Raw genomic sequence first — 13,779 nt, 5'->3', positions numbered from 1 at the left:
CCGCGCCGAAGACCGTCACTTCGACATGACGAAGTCCAGGGCGAAGCCGGGAGCGGTGGTCCAGTACGTGACGCGTTGGAAGTCGTTGGCGTACAGCGGTGCCGCGCCCGGCATCGGCACGTCGATCGGCCCGCCCGCCGTGCTGCCGGGAGCGCTGCCCTGCAGGGTGAGGCTGATGCCGGTCACCTCGTACTCGTCCATCGGTCCGTTGAGGACCATGGCCGCGTACGCTTCGTCCCCCGGTGCGAGGGTGACGGGCACGCCCGGATCCGGGTCGCTCTCCTCGATCACCGGGGCCGGCGCCTGGGCGTTGCCGAGCAGGACGTAGGGGTGGCGGAAGATGTCGCACGTCGTGCCGCCGGCGTTCTGGACGGTGATCAGGATGTGCCGGGTCTCCGCGGCGTCCGCGGGCTCCTTCTGCGAGGAGACCGCCAACGCTTCCGTGGCGCAGGGCGCGATCGTCCGCGTGCCGTGCGTGTCGGCGTCGGTGGCCCCGCCCTCGGCTGCCGCGGCCTCAGGCCTGCCGGCACTCTGCGGCCTCGGGGCACTCACGGCACCGGCCGGGCCGACAGCGGGAGTTCCGGGACCGCCCGGGTTCGCGGCGCCGCCCTCGGCCGGACCGCGCGACGTCGTGACGACGGTCTCCGGAGGTGCCGCCGCGGCCAAAGGCTCCGCGGGCGGCATCGCCGACTCGGCCTTCGCGCTGCAGCCGGTCAAGGCGACCGCGGACACGACCGCGACCGCGGCAACCGAGGACACCGTGCAAGCCGCCCACCCGGCGCGGCGGTTGTGTGGGCGACGGGCGTCGCCGCCCGCGTCGTTCGCTTCCGGGAAGGGCACGTCGTCCCCGTGCGCGCGATGCTCAGAGCCATGCATTCTGCTGTTCCTTCCTCGTGTTGGGCCCGGCGGTCGGCGAAAAGCCGCTCCGGCCCCCGGATGCGTCACCGGCGAGGGTGAGGTCCGTGCGTGGCGTCACCGAACGGACCGCCCGGTCGTTCGCACCGGGACGAACTCGCCGACGACATCCGGATCTTCACGTTTCCCTCACACCTCCCTGCCCTGACAAACCCCGACTCGGCACACCGGGGTTGCACGGCACACGAACCGATTTCCGCGCAGGTCCGGGGGTGCAATCCACGGGTGTCCTCGACACCGCCGCCCGGGCCCTCCTGGATCCAAATGCGAACGGGGCCAAGTCGGCGAAGTAGGTCATCCCACCGGGTCCTGCCACCAACCGTGTGGTGGAGTTGCGACGCGGCGGCAGCCTTCGGGGCGAGACCGGCCAGAATTCCGCCATGACATCCGCACACCACGATGAGTCGTCCTTCGAGCTTCGGAAGGGCTGGAATCGCGAGAGCATCCCGCTCTGCGCGTTCTGCGCCGTCATGATCGCCGTCGGGTTCACCGAGCCCGGGAGCGGATTCTCGATCGCGACGTGGGTGTTCTTCGGAAGTGTGCTGCTCGTCATCGGCGGCAACGCCGTGCGCGGCAACTGGTTCTTCAGAGCCGACGCCGCCGGACCCGTGATCCGCACGAGCACCATCCGCGGCGAACAGCGCATCCGCCTCCCCTGGAGCCAGGTCCAGGCCGTCATCGTCTGGAAAGCGCAGCGCAACCGGTGGATCGGCGTCATCCCCACCCCCGGTGCGCTCCCGCCCACCGGCCCCCGCTGGGTACGAGGCGCGGCACGCCTGGTCGCCGGCGACGCCTCGCAGATGTGCGCGGCGCTCCACGGCACCCGACCCGACCTGCCCCGGCTCGCCGGCCTCCTCGACGACGTCGCGCCGCACGTCGCCCTCGTCGACCACAGCCGATCCCGACCGATCATCCACCGACCAGGCGACGGCACCAACCCGTTCTCCTGACAACGCCCCTTGAGCCGCCGCGACTTCGGACGCGGCGCGAGAACCGAGGACCGCAACGCCCATCCAAATATTTGGTTCACTCATCCGTGTGGTTGACGGATCTCGGCCTGGGCACCGAGCGCCGCGCCGGGTCATGATCATGCACGCGGCGTCGAGCAAGCGCGGCAGGTTCGGTCTCTGCCGTCCTGTGCCCGCGGAGACGCCACGGGTGGATCGTACGAAAAGCGAATCGACTGCCCCTGACTCCGCACAAGCGAGGCGTCACGTGGCGGCGGCTCGGGGGAGCGCCGCCGGGACGTTCGCCAAGTCCGAGCTGGAGATTGAGACTTGCGGCCCGACGACCGAGGCTCCGCCGCGCGGCGGGCCGCCGGTCGTTCGGCTGAGGCGGGCGTCGCGACGCCGCCGCGGTGTGAGCTTCGGCTATCCGTGACAGTTCGTCAGCATCGATCATGGGACCGCCCAGCGAAACGAACGAGGGGCCTTGCGTGGCCATCGGCACCGCCCGGCGCCATCAGGACCGATTGGCCGCAGCGTTGTCGCGGTTCGGCATCAGCCCCGAGCCTCGCCGCGGCGTCCGTGACATCACAACCCGCGCGGCCGGACGCGGCGTACCCAATACGCTGACCGCATCGCCGCAGTGACGCAGGCGCGGGCCCCACCCGGCCGCACCGTCGACACACCGAACACCTCGGAGCGACGACGCCGTTGGTCGGTCAACGGTCACGCCCCGGCCCGGAAAGGACTCCACGTCATGGCCCAGTCGTCCAGGCGGCTGCTGACACCGACGCTGCCGGACCGCTACCTTCTCGGCGACCCGATCGGCCACAGCGGTGGCGCCCGGGTGTGGGCGGCGACCGACACGGCGACCGGGGACAAGGTCGCCGTCAAGACCCCGCTCTACGCCGACAACTACGACGCCCACCTGCCCAAGCGGCTGGCGGACGAATACCGCATCGCCTCGGCCTTCCGGCACCCCCACATCATGCGCGTCCTGGACATGGACGTCACCCCCGGCGAGCCGTACAGCCCGTACCTGGTCGCCGAGTTGGTCGACGGACAGACGTTCCAGAGCCACCGGGACGCCCGCGGCGCGGTCGGCATCGACCAGGTCGCGACCATCGGGCTCCAGCTCACCGATGCCCTGCGCACCATGCACGCGGCGGGCTGGGTCCACCGAGACGTCAAGTCCGAGAACGTGATGTTCACCGGCGACGGGCGGGTGAAACTCATCGACCTCGGCGCCGCCGCGCGCACGGGCGACCGCGACGCGGAGTTCGTCTTCGGCGCCGACGGCTACGTCGCCCCCGAAATCGAACGCGCGTACCGTGCCCGGCTGAACCGCCGCGACGTCGAACTCCCTCTTCCCCACCCCTCGACGGATGTCTACGGCGCCGGAGTACTCCTGTACGAGGCCTCGACAGGGGTACACACGAGGACCACCCTCGCGCACGTCATCGACCGGACCGGCGACGGCCTCCCGCCCCTGGGCCGAGTCGTCGACAACGTGCCGGACGCGCTCGGGCGCCTGGTCGCCGACATGACGGCCTCCTCGCGCGGCGACCGGCCCACCGCCGCAGAGGCGCACGCGGCGCTGCGGGAGATCGCCGCCCGGTTGCCGGACGGGCCGTCGACGCCGCGGGTGGCCAGGAGCCGCAGCCGCACCCACGGCCCGCAGGCAACCCGGCCCGCCGAGTCCGGGGCCGCGCCGCCGCCCGTGCCTCACGAGCGGAGCGCGAGCCGGACAGGCCACCCCACGGCGCAAACCGGCCGTGCGTCGGAGTCCCAGCACAATGCCGGCAGTCCCTCGGCGAACCACGCACCGGCACCAAGCACCGCAACCCCACGAACGGACGGACATGCCCAGGCCCACCCACCCGCCACGGGGGCCAACACACGCCGCGTCCATCAGGCCGTGCAGTCGGCCGCGGCGGGTTTCAGCTCCGGTCCGGCCGAAAAACCGACCGTGACGCACCAGCACCAGTCCCCGACCACCGTGAACACCCGTGTGCTCCACCCGGTTCCGACCATCAGCCCTTACAAGACCGCTCATGACCTGAGGCTCGCTCGTCACAAGACCCTCTAGACGCGCACGGCGGGTGCCGCGGTCGTGTTCCGGGGGTGCGGTGGTGGCGCGGGTTCCGGCCGGCCGGTACGAGTTGGTGCGGTTCGTCGGTCGTGGCGGCATGGGCGAGGTGTGGGAGGGCGTCGACCAGGTGATCGCGCGGCGGGTCGCGGTCAAGCTGCCGTCCCATGATGTTCGGGACACCTCGGGTCCGCTCTCGAAGTGGGCGAGCGGATGGCCCGGCTCACCGCACACCGGCATCCGGAAGGCGGCGGGCTGTCGCCCTCATCCACGTCGCCGCCGCAGGAAGCGACCGAGTTCTCCGACCCCACGCCGACGGCGCCGGCCGCTCCCGCGTGGACCGATCTACGCGACCAAGGGCCGATATCCCAGGCGTCGACAGTCACTTCGCTCCGGGGAGCGCCCACAGCGGGACGGCAGTCCGGGACGGCGGTCCGGGACGACCTGTCCGGCCGCACCAACCGCCGGTGAAGCAGGGGCGCCTGTCTCGGTCGTCGCCGTGACGGGCCGAGACCGACTCTCGGCTGCCCGCCGTCGGCTTCCGCTGTCAGCGCCGGCCACAGCGTCCGGCCCGGCCGCCGCGATCGTCGCGGTCGCGGCGGCAGGTCCGACACGGGGAAAACGGGATGGCGCCTTCCGCAACCATGGCCAGCGACGAGGAAGAAGCAATGGTGAGGCAAGAAGAAGCCAAGGCAAGCGAAGCCTCACGGTAAGCCGCCTCAGGCGTCGTCAGCCGTCTGTTCGAGTTGTTCTTCGTGGATCACGGAGCAAGGGCCCGCGATTCAGTGCTGCGGCGTCAACTCCCGCCGCTCGGCGACGAGCACCGGGCGTCCTGACGTTGGCCGTTCGCCCCCACCAGGTCGTGTTCCGCGCCTGGCGGCCGTCCGGACCGGCGGACGGGGCGACGTCAGGCAGGGACGCCGAGCGGCGGGTGCTCGAGCACGCGGGGCTTGTACTCGACGAGCTGGATGCGACCGTCGAAGGTGCGGTGGTCGATCATCTCCAGGGCCACGTCCGGATAGCCGTCGTAGATGCGTTCTGCGCCCGTGGCCCCGGTGATCACCGGGAACATCACGACCCGGAAGCGGTCGACGAGTCCGGCTCGCAGCAGCGACCGGCACAGGCTGAGGCTGCCGATCGTGCTGAGGAGCCCCGAACCACGCGCCTTCATGGCGCGTACCGCCGCGACGGCGTCGTCACGGACGAGCGTGGAATTGGCCCACGTCAGCGGCTCCCCAAGCGAGGAGGAGAACACCACCTTGGACGCCTGCCCAAGCTGCTCAACAGACCCCTCTTCCTCGGGCCTGAACTCGTCCTGGCCCTTCGGGACCTCGCCTGCGGCGAAGCTCGACATCAGGCGGTGGGTGTTCGCTCCCATCAGGTAGGTGACCTCGGGCTGCTCGCCGAGCCACGCGAGGTACTCCGGGCCCTCAAGACCCCAGAACCCGGGCCATCCCTCTCCAGACGCGTAGTCACCGCTACACCCTCGACGCCGACGGCACCGTCACGGACGCCTGCCTGGTCCCGCCCACATCGCAGAACCAGGGCGCGATCGAAGAAGACTCCGCCGTATGTCGCCGCGGCGCCTCGCCGACGGTGAGCCGTGCGACGCGGAGCTGACCGGTGTCGAGAGCGGACCTCGCGTCGCGCTGTGAGGCACACGGACGCGTCAGGTTCCGCGCGTCGCCCGGCCGCGAAGCTCATACTCGACGCTCCGGCGGCACAGGCGCACACGGCGCGGGACGAACTTCGCCCGCTCCCCCGGCCCGGTCGGCGACATGGTCCGGGACGTCCTCGTGCGGTTCCGGCGCGACACGGACCAGGCGGCCGTCCGGCACACCGACCACGCCGCCCCTTGTGCGGGGTGAGGCCCGGGGGTCCTGGCTTCCGGTCGGGTTCGCCGCGGCACGACCAGTTTGTCAGCGGCCCTTGCGGTAGGCGGCTTCGGCGTGCGTCACGACGTAGACGTCGATGTCGTCGCCGGAGCCGTGGATGATCTGTTCGCCGACGCCGTGGCTGAACAGTGCCTTGAGTCGGCCGCGGCGGGTGGCGCCGACGACGATCTGGGTCGCGTTGAGGTCGCGGGCCAGTTCGAGGACCGCGGGAGCCGGGTCGTCGCCGATGACCCTGTGGAACGTACCGCCGAGGGCTTCCACGAGGCCGCGTTGGTGCGCGAGGGGTTCGGGCGGTGTCGCGTCCAGACCACTCTGCGGTTCGACATGCACCGCGTGGAACTCGCCGCCGGCGCCTCGCGCGGCGATGCGCTTGGCGCGCCGGACCAATGTGTCGCCCTCGGGGCCGCCGGACAGGGCCACGAGGACGCGCTCGCGGGCGGCCCACGGCTGGTGGATGCCGTGGCTGTCGCGGTACCGCAGCAAGGCCTCGTCGACGCGGTCGGCGGCCCACAGCATGGCGAGTTCGCGCAGCGCGGTCAGATTGCCGCTACGGAAGTAGCTGTGGAGCGCCGGTTCGATCTTGTCGGGCGGATAGACGTTGCCGTCGATCATGCGGCGCCGCAGCGCCTCGGCGGACATGTCGACCAGTTCGATCTGGTCCGCGCGCCGTACGACGTCGTCGGGAATGGTCTCGCGCTGCCGAACGCCGGTGATCCGCTCGATGACATCGTTGAGGGATTCGAGGTGCTGGATGTTGACGGTGGTCATGACGTCGATGCCCGCGTCGAGAAGTTCCTCGACGTCCTGCCAGCGCTTCTCGTTGCGGCAGCCGGGGACGTCGGTGTGCGCGAGTTCGTCGACGAGGGCGAGGCCGGGGTCGCGGGCCAGGACGGCGTCGAGGTCCATCTCGGCGAAGCTCATACCGCGGTACGTCACGGTTTTGCGGGGAATCGTCTCCAGCCCGTCGGCCATCCGCCGGGTCGGCAGCCGTCCGTAGTCCTCCATGTAGCCGATGACGACGTCGGTGCCTCGGGACGCGCGGCGTTGGCCTTCGGCGAGCATGTTGAACGTCTTGCCGACGCCGGGGGCCGCGCCCAGGTAGACCCGCAGACCGCCGCGTGGCACACGGTTCACCCCCTTTCAGGCGAGTCACTGCCCGTGACCGTTTGACTCCGAGAGGTTGTCGCGCACCTCGCCGACAACCGGAGCACTCCTCGTCTCCATCGTCCCCCCACACGGCGCCCAGAGTCGGGCAAAGACATGCCCGGGCCGCGCTGACTTCCGGTCACCCGACGATGAGGGACAGCAGGACGCCCTCGATGCACTCTTCACCCGTTTTCCCCGCATGCGCCTCGCGCGTCGACCCCGAACAACTCCGGCCCTTGCCCAGCCTCATCTCCAACGGCCACCAGCACCTCCCCGTCGTGCTCAACCGATCCGCCCTCGCCTGAACCGCGCAAACCCGGTCGGGGACAAGGTGTGAACACCAATGGGTCGACGCCGCGAACGACGTCGACCCATGAGTCGGTGCTCGGCGTGGATTACCGAGGGGTTCCCGGGGCTTGATCGGCGGGAGGAGGAGGTGTGGGCCAATGCCACGGACGACTTGACGTGCGGGGATGTCGCGGCACGGTGTGCAACGAAGTTCAGTGCTACGACGCCTTGTTTGGGACGGGTGCCAGTTCGGCCAAGCGAACGGCCGACATGCACCGCTCTTCGAACTCACCTGCGCAGCCCAGGTGTTCGGGGACGAGCGCCGAAGTCCCCACCTGCGGTGAGTTATCGGTCCGCACTGCGTCTCGGGACGCGATCGCTGCAGCTTCGGGGATGAGAAGGTGCCGTTCCTCGAGGGGAGGCCGGGGTTGCGGTTGACACTCAACGTCGAGCAGATGATTGGACACATTTGAGTAAGTCCGCCGCCACGCACCATTTGTTCGTGTTTGTGATGCAGCGCTCCCCAACTTGCTTGGGCAGAATCGCTCCCCTGGCGGTCCCAACGGATATGACCGAGCAGACGGGGGTGAGCACGCTGTTCCCCGTGGATCATCAGTCGGGATTCACGCCCACGGTCACGTCTGACGGGCCTCAGGCTACGAAGGAGTCGGGCTCCTACACCGAAGGGATCACGCGAAGTCTCGGGTGGCGGGATGCCGAAGCGTTCGTCCCCGGTTCACGACGAGCGAAGCCGCCGTGCGCCGACATGAATCACACTCGCGTCCGCTGCAGATAAACTCATAACAAAGCCTGCAAATGCCATGGGTCGCCCTCGCGCGACCATCCACGGCGGCTGCGCCCAGGGCTGGTTCCCGTGGATCATGCGAGGCGGCCTTGTTGGGTCAGGCCACGCCGTCTATCCGCAGCAGCATGGCCTCCTTCGGTCCGACAACCACCACGAAAACGTCCTGCTCGGCATCGAACCAGCCGTACTCGCCAAGTGAAGCGGCGACATGAACAGGGCTTTCACCGTCGGCCGCGTCACTGGCGATGCGGTGCACGGGGGCATCGAGCATGTCGCGAAGCAGCGCGTCGGCGAGCGCCTCCGACTCGACGCCATCGGCCGCGTCACTGAACGCCCCGTAAGCTTCGCGGCATTCGGAGCGGAAGCCCGCGAGTTCGGCGCGCCACGTGTCCTCCGCGAACACCGTGTTGAGCTCGGCGTCCCAATCGGCGAATTCCTCACCCCAGCGGGTGCCGTCGATCCAGGCCGCCGCCGTCTGCGCCGCGGCCGGATCGTGGGACGTGAGCTTCACCGTGAACGAAATGTGGGTGTTGTTGTTCACGGGCATGTTCATGCTCAGCACCGTGCCGGCGCTCATCGCACGCAGCGCCGTATGGACGCGGTCGGCCTCGTCATCGGTCAGCACATGTCCGTCGGAGCAGCCGTGCCCGCCGAACGAGCAGCCCGGGTGCGGGAGGAGCCCGCCGCGGCGAACCGGTTCGGGCGCGGAAGCGAGCAGACTGAGACGGACCACGTCGTACGACGTCGCCGACAGTATGTGCAGCTCCCCGGGCACCGGGAGGCCGTCGGTGGAGCGGACGGCCTCGACGACGTGGAACTCCGAACGCCATTGGGTCAGCAGGGTCAGCAGCGCGTCCAGGAGCCCGGTCACGCGGGGGCTTGCTTCCGCACCGTGGTCGCGCCACGGACGGAGCACTGCGTCGGTGACCGACTTCCGCAGCTCTTCCTCGTCGAGTGGTCGACAGCCCAACGCTTGGCGCGTGGTGCCTGAGGGCACGTCGATGTGCGGGTACAGGCCCGCCTCGTACGCGGTCGCCAGGTTCACATAGTCCTCTCGGCCCTGGTTCGACCGCCCGTGCCACCCGCCCGCAGCGTAAAGCCCTGGGACGGTGGATCCGCGCGGCGCGTCCTCGGCGATCCAGCAGGACAACAGATAGGCGTGTGCGGCCGCCGCAATCGGCGCGTCGTCCCACCAGCGATCCTTGTCCCCCGCGCCGGGGCAGCCGTGGTCAAGGAAGGCGCAGAGGCGGGTCTGATGCACAGGGACTCCCGGTCGAGGCAAAGGTGGTCAGAGACCAGCTTGCCGTGGGACCCGGACAGCAGGGGTGCCGTCGTCCGCATTCCGCGCCTGGACGAGTGTGCCGCGGCGGGCTCCAGGACCGCCTCCGGCGTCCGGGGCCTGGAACCGCTCGGGGATCTGGCCGACATCCGGATCGTGCGCCACGTCATCGATCCCGAATTCGTCCGAATGAGCATCATTCTCCGAGCCGCCGAAGAGCCCTCTCGCGCGGTTCACGAGGACGCCGAACCCCTACGCGGCATCTCGACGGGGAAACGGCCGACCGAGTCCTGGGTACCCGATTGCCCCTGAAAACCGCTCGCGACAACAGGCACCGAAACGCCCTGGTGTGCGCTCCCCGTGCGGTCACGGGCGAGGAGGTCCGCATTCGGCGACGTCCTGGCAGTGCGCGCCGACCGTGCGCCGGAGCGCACCGCAGGACTGGCGACAACTCGACGAAGCGCCGTGGGGCGCTCTTCCGGGTCATCCAGCGTTGAAACGATGCGAGCCGGCCCGGGCACGGTAGACCGTGTACGCCGCGCCGCCGGACGTGTCGTCGCGGACGAACGCGACCCCCTGAGGTGCGGCGACGGGTTTGTTCTGAGTGGGGACCCAGATCTCGGCCTCCGTGTTGTACGGGATGGTGACGGTGAGGTCGATCCTGCCGTCCGGGCGGCGGTGCCACTGAGAGGCCGCTGCGCCCCGCACTGTGTCGATCGAGGCACTGACGTGGTCGAGGGTGGCCGGTGCCAGGTCGGTGTCCTCGGTGTTCTTCGGGACTCGGCTGTTGACCGCCGCCGAAGGGATGTACGGGCGTATGCGCAGTGACTCATAGGCCGTCGAGGTCGGCTGTATGCCGGCCAGGCTCTGGTAGAACCACGTGGCCACGTTGGAGCGGTAGTGGTGGTTGACCGACAGCCGGTCGGGCCACTCTTCCCACAGCGAGGTGGCGCCCCTGGCGATCTGGTACACGTAGCCGGGCAGTCCTGTCTGAGTGACGGCTTTGAGGGCGACGTCGGTGTAGCCATACTCGCTGAGGATGTTGAACTCGTAACGCGAGCCGTACATGTCGTTCTGGATGTGGTGGTCCGCGGCGACGATCCGGTCGGCGAGCAACTTGGCGAGGGCCTTCTGGTTGTCCTCGACAGTCTTCGTGCCCACGAGGTAGCGGGGATCGTCCGGCTTCAGGTCCGAGCCGGGAACCAGATCGAAGGCGATGGCCATGGCATTCGCGCTGGAGATGCTGCCCTGGGTGAAGTATCCCAGGGAGGCGTCCCAGTAGTTGGCGATGAACGCCATGCGCAGAGTCCGCGCCAATTGGGCGTAGTGGACCGCCCGTTCGGTGCGGCCGAGCCTGCGTCCGATCTCGTCCATGTAGTCGCAGAAGTGGATGTAGAAGGCCAGGCTGATGACGGCGTTGCTGCCCTTGGCCTCGGCGCCGGAGTACGCGCCGAGAGCCGCTTCGAACTTGTAGTCGTTCTCGGCGGTGAACAGCGTCGCGTAGTACTTCAGGAGTGTGTCCTGGTGGTCGTACAGCTCGGCGAACAGGCTGCTGTTGCCGTAGTACATGTGCAGTTCTCTCGGGATGACGAAGTACGCGGAGTCCCAGGCCGGGACCGCCTTCCACGCGTCGCGCCAGCCGGGTGTGCGGTCGTAGCCGTATCCGCCTTTCGGCATCGGCACCACCATGGGCAGTTGGCCGGAGGAGATCTGGGTGTCGGGGAACTGGCGCAGCCAGTCGGTGAAGACCGCATTGACGTCCCAGGTCAGCGATTGGGACTCGGAGCTGGCCATGGCGTCGCCGGTCCAGCCGTTCTTCTCCCGAGACGGGGTGTCACTGGGCTTCCCCACCAGGTTGTTCTGCTCGGCCCATTCCAGGTTGCACTGGATACGGTTCAGCAGGGCGTTGTCCGTGGTGAAGGTGCCGGTGCGCACGAAGCCCGTGCGCGCGACGTCCACGGTCAGCATGTCCGCGTCCCGCTTCAGGTCCGGTGCTCGGCCGAGGACGGCTTCGAGGTTCATGACCTCCAGATAGCGGAAGCCGAAGTGGCTGAATTGCTGCTCCCAGCTCTGCGCGGACCGCTTGCCCACGGTGTAATAGTGCGTCTGCAGATTGGCGTCGTGCTGGAAGTTCTCCTCCTCGACGGCGAAGGGAGAGGCCATGGTGCCGTCGCCGGCGGTGATGCGGTTGCCGCCGCGGATCCGAAGGGTGAGGCCCTGCTTGTCGGGGCGCACACCGGTGAGGTTCAAGCGGACGAGGCCCGTCAGGATCTGGCCGTAGTCGAGGATCCAGACGCCGGAGCCGGGGGCGGACTCGGTGAGCGCGACAGCGCGCCGGTTCTGGCCGGCCAGCACCGGCTCCGCCTCGTGGGCTCGCACGGCGGCCGGCTTGAAGCCGTCGGGGACCCTGGTCGCCGGCAGCGGTCCGTGGTGCTTCGGCTGGGGCGCGGAGCAACTACCGGGCGGGATCAGCTCGGTGGCCGGGTGCCAGTCGTGGCCCGGACGGTAGGCGGTCGACCGCCAGTCGCCCAGTGCCTCGGCACGCCGGGCGTCGAACTTCTCCCCCGAGTAGACCGAGTCGAAGGTGGTGGGTCCATCGGCGGCGAGCCAGTCCCGGTCGGTGACGATTGTGGTGGCCGAACCGTCGGCATACGTCACGACGAGCTTCGCGCGCAGCCGGGGCTGGCCAGAGTAGGGGGCGAGCTGCCAATACCACTCCTGGGGGGTGGTCACGCCGTACCAACCGCGCCCGAGTTCCGCCGCGATGGCGTTTTCCTGGCCGGCGCGGAGCAGTTTGGTGACATCGAAGGTGTCGTAGAGCACCGTACGGTCGTAGGTGCTCTGGTCGGTGACCAGCTGCGGCACGTTGCTGCGGTCACGGGCCGCCCTCTCGCCGTCCACGGTGATCGGGTCGCCGTTGACGGTGACAGTGACGTTGCCGGCGGCGCTCAGGTGCAGGCGGGCTTGGGCGATGCGGCGGCCACGGGGCAGGGTGAACGCTCGGCGCAGGACAGGTGCCGGGGTCGCGATGGGCAGCACGCTGTTCTTGGACGGGATGTAGGGGTTCTTCGGGGGGAAGGTGAGGCCGGCGAGGGTGCCGATGCCGTTTTCGAACGGGTTGGCGCCGGTGGTGAGGTCGACGGCGAAATCGGGGGCGTTGGTGCCCTCCACCTTGACGCTGCGCACGGTGGCGTTGGTGCCGCCGGCGAAGCCGAAGCTTCCGTGGCGGCGGATCTGATCGCCGCTGAGGGTGCGGCTGTCGACGTCGATGCCGTTGACCTGGGTGGTCACGGTCAGCCCGCTCACGGCGACCACGACTGTGTGATCGCGGGTGGCCCAGGTTTCCTTGGTCAACCCGGTTGCGGCGGAGAGGGCGACCGTGCCGACCGGGACGCTGCGGGTTCCGGTGGCCGTGGGGTTGGTCTCGCTCTGCGGGTCGTGGTAGTCGACACCCCAGTTGGGCTCGGAAGTTCCGTCATCCACCCAGGTGTTGCCCGCGTAGTGGCTTGTCGTCATGACCAGCTGCATTTCGTCGCCACTCTGCCTGAGGGCCCACACCAGCCCCTCGCCCCAGGTCTTGCCGATGGGTTCGGCGCGCAGCAAGAGCGAGATCCCGCTCGCGGGATCGGAACCGCCACGGAAGACAACGGTCGCGACGAGGTCCCGCCAGTCGTGGTCCTGTTCCGTGCGGCCACCGATCCAACGGGCGTCCGACCAGTCCTTCTCCCCCTCCAGCAGGCCCGTCTCCCACCTGGCGGATTCGCTCCAGGAGCCGGGCCCGCCCGTCTCGTCCCAGGTGCGCACTCGCCAGTGGTATACTCGCTCCGACTTGAGTCGGGCACCTCCGTAGGCGATCTCGGTGCTTGTCGAAGCGGCCACTTTGCCGCTGGACCAGACATCCGCCGCGCCGGGCTTGGTGCCGACCTGGATCTCGTACGCGGTCTGCCTGGCCACCGGAGGTATCCAGCTGAAGGCCGCGGCCGTCTCCGTGCCCAGCGGCGCCACGCGGGAGTTGACCTGAAGGTCCGCGGGACGGAAGTTGCGTCCGCCGGCCGATGCCCGGGCTTTCGGAGAGGCGGCAAGGGGCAGGGAGGCCCCGGCTGCCGCCGCCGTCATGATGCCGAGCATCTGCCGGCGGCTCAACGCGCTTCTGTTCTCCTCGGACACAGCTCATTCCTTTCGTACGCGCTACCGGACGCGCTGACGGCGTTGACGTCCCGCGAGGCATTGCGGTGCCGGGTGGGAGCGGGGATGTGCCTCCCGCTCGCCTGGTTGCCCGCGCCGCACACAGGGCAGCAGCAAACGGGCCGGATTTGTTGTGTTGAAACGTTTCACGCGCTTCGTTTCCGAGATTTTACGAATAATCTCGGCGCAAGCACAATGGTGTGGCGGAACAGCCTCGCGGTTGCCGTCAACGC

Annotated in this window: 8 protein-coding genes and 1 pseudogene; 4 read left to right on the top strand and 5 right to left on the bottom strand. The window is 69.3% G+C overall.

Annotation, left to right across the window (positions count from 1 at the left end; all coding sequences use genetic code 11):
* Positions 1 to 15: 15 nt before the first annotated feature.
* Positions 16 to 759: a DUF4232 domain-containing protein gene (locus LO772_RS31845; protein WP_231775495.1), complete on the bottom strand. Its 744-nt coding sequence runs from the start codon at positions 757 to 759 to the stop codon at positions 16 to 18.
* Between the two features lie 536 nt (positions 760 to 1,295).
* Between LO772_RS31845 and LO772_RS31840 the strand changes: the two genes are divergently transcribed.
* The 3 genes from LO772_RS31840 (at position 1,296) to LO772_RS31830 (ending at position 3,948) form a co-directional block, all read left to right on the top strand.
* The gene (locus tag LO772_RS31840) at positions 1,296 to 1,865 is read left to right on the top strand and encodes a hypothetical protein (protein WP_231775494.1); all 570 of its coding nucleotides are present in this window, start codon (positions 1,296 to 1,298) and stop codon (positions 1,863 to 1,865) included.
* A gap of 485 nt (positions 1,866 to 2,350) precedes the next feature.
* A complete protein-coding gene (locus tag LO772_RS31835; protein ID WP_231775493.1) occupies positions 2,351 to 2,506 on the top strand; it encodes a hypothetical protein in 156 nt (51 codons plus the stop codon).
* Positions 2,507 to 2,616: 110 nt separating this feature from the next.
* Positions 2,617 to 3,948 (top strand): serine/threonine-protein kinase, encoded by a 1,332-nt coding sequence (locus LO772_RS31830; RefSeq protein WP_231775492.1) that lies wholly within the window; start codon positions 2,617 to 2,619, stop codon positions 3,946 to 3,948.
* A 907-nt stretch (positions 3,949 to 4,855) separates the two neighbouring features.
* On the opposite strand, the pseudogene LO772_RS31825 reads toward LO772_RS31830, so the two are convergent.
* Both LO772_RS31825 and LO772_RS31820 read right to left on the bottom strand, forming a co-directional pair.
* A pseudogene (locus LO772_RS31825) lies at positions 4,856 to 5,419 on the bottom strand (dihydrofolate reductase family protein); the annotation flags it as partial.
* Between the two features lie 448 nt (positions 5,420 to 5,867).
* Entirely contained in the window at positions 5,868 to 6,968 is a 1,101-nt protein-coding gene (locus LO772_RS31820; RefSeq protein ID WP_231775491.1) for a universal stress protein, read from the bottom strand.
* 194 nt (positions 6,969 to 7,162) lie between these two features.
* On the opposite strand from LO772_RS31820, the gene LO772_RS31815 reads away from it, so the two are divergent.
* Positions 7,163 to 7,294: a cytochrome P450 gene (locus LO772_RS31815; protein WP_231775490.1), complete on the top strand. Its 132-nt coding sequence runs from the start codon at positions 7,163 to 7,165 to the stop codon at positions 7,292 to 7,294.
* A gap of 885 nt (positions 7,295 to 8,179) precedes the next feature.
* Here the strand turns inward: LO772_RS31815 and LO772_RS31810 are convergent.
* Together LO772_RS31810 and LO772_RS31805 are read right to left on the bottom strand one after the other, a co-directional pair.
* Positions 8,180 to 9,343, bottom strand: a complete 1,164-nt coding sequence (locus LO772_RS31810; protein ID WP_231775489.1) for a hypothetical protein — start codon at positions 9,341 to 9,343, stop codon at positions 8,180 to 8,182.
* Positions 9,344 to 9,844: 501 nt separating this feature from the next.
* Positions 9,845 to 13,528: a family 78 glycoside hydrolase catalytic domain gene (locus LO772_RS31805; protein ID WP_231775488.1), complete on the bottom strand. Its 3,684-nt coding sequence runs from the start codon at positions 13,526 to 13,528 to the stop codon at positions 9,845 to 9,847.
* Positions 13,529 to 13,779 lie beyond the last annotated feature (251 nt).

This window comes from Yinghuangia sp. ASG 101, from assembly GCF_021165735.1.
In the GTDB taxonomy this organism is placed as follows: Bacteria; Actinomycetota; Actinomycetes; order Streptomycetales; family Streptomycetaceae; genus Yinghuangia.
This window is presented reverse-complemented; position numbering and strand designations above follow the sequence as displayed.

Bases quoted from the DNA above. Each gene is read 5' to 3' on its own strand.
- LO772_RS31830 (WP_231775492.1), top strand. From the start codon at position 2,617: ATGGCCCAGTCGTCCAGGCGGCTGCTGACACCGACGCTGCCGGACCGC.
- LO772_RS31815 (WP_231775490.1), top strand. From the start codon at position 7,163: ATGCACTCTTCACCCGTTTTCCCCGCATGCGCCTCGCGCGTCGACCCC.
- LO772_RS31840 (WP_231775494.1), top strand. From the start codon at position 1,296: ATGACATCCGCACACCACGATGAGTCGTCCTTCGAGCTTCGGAAGGGC.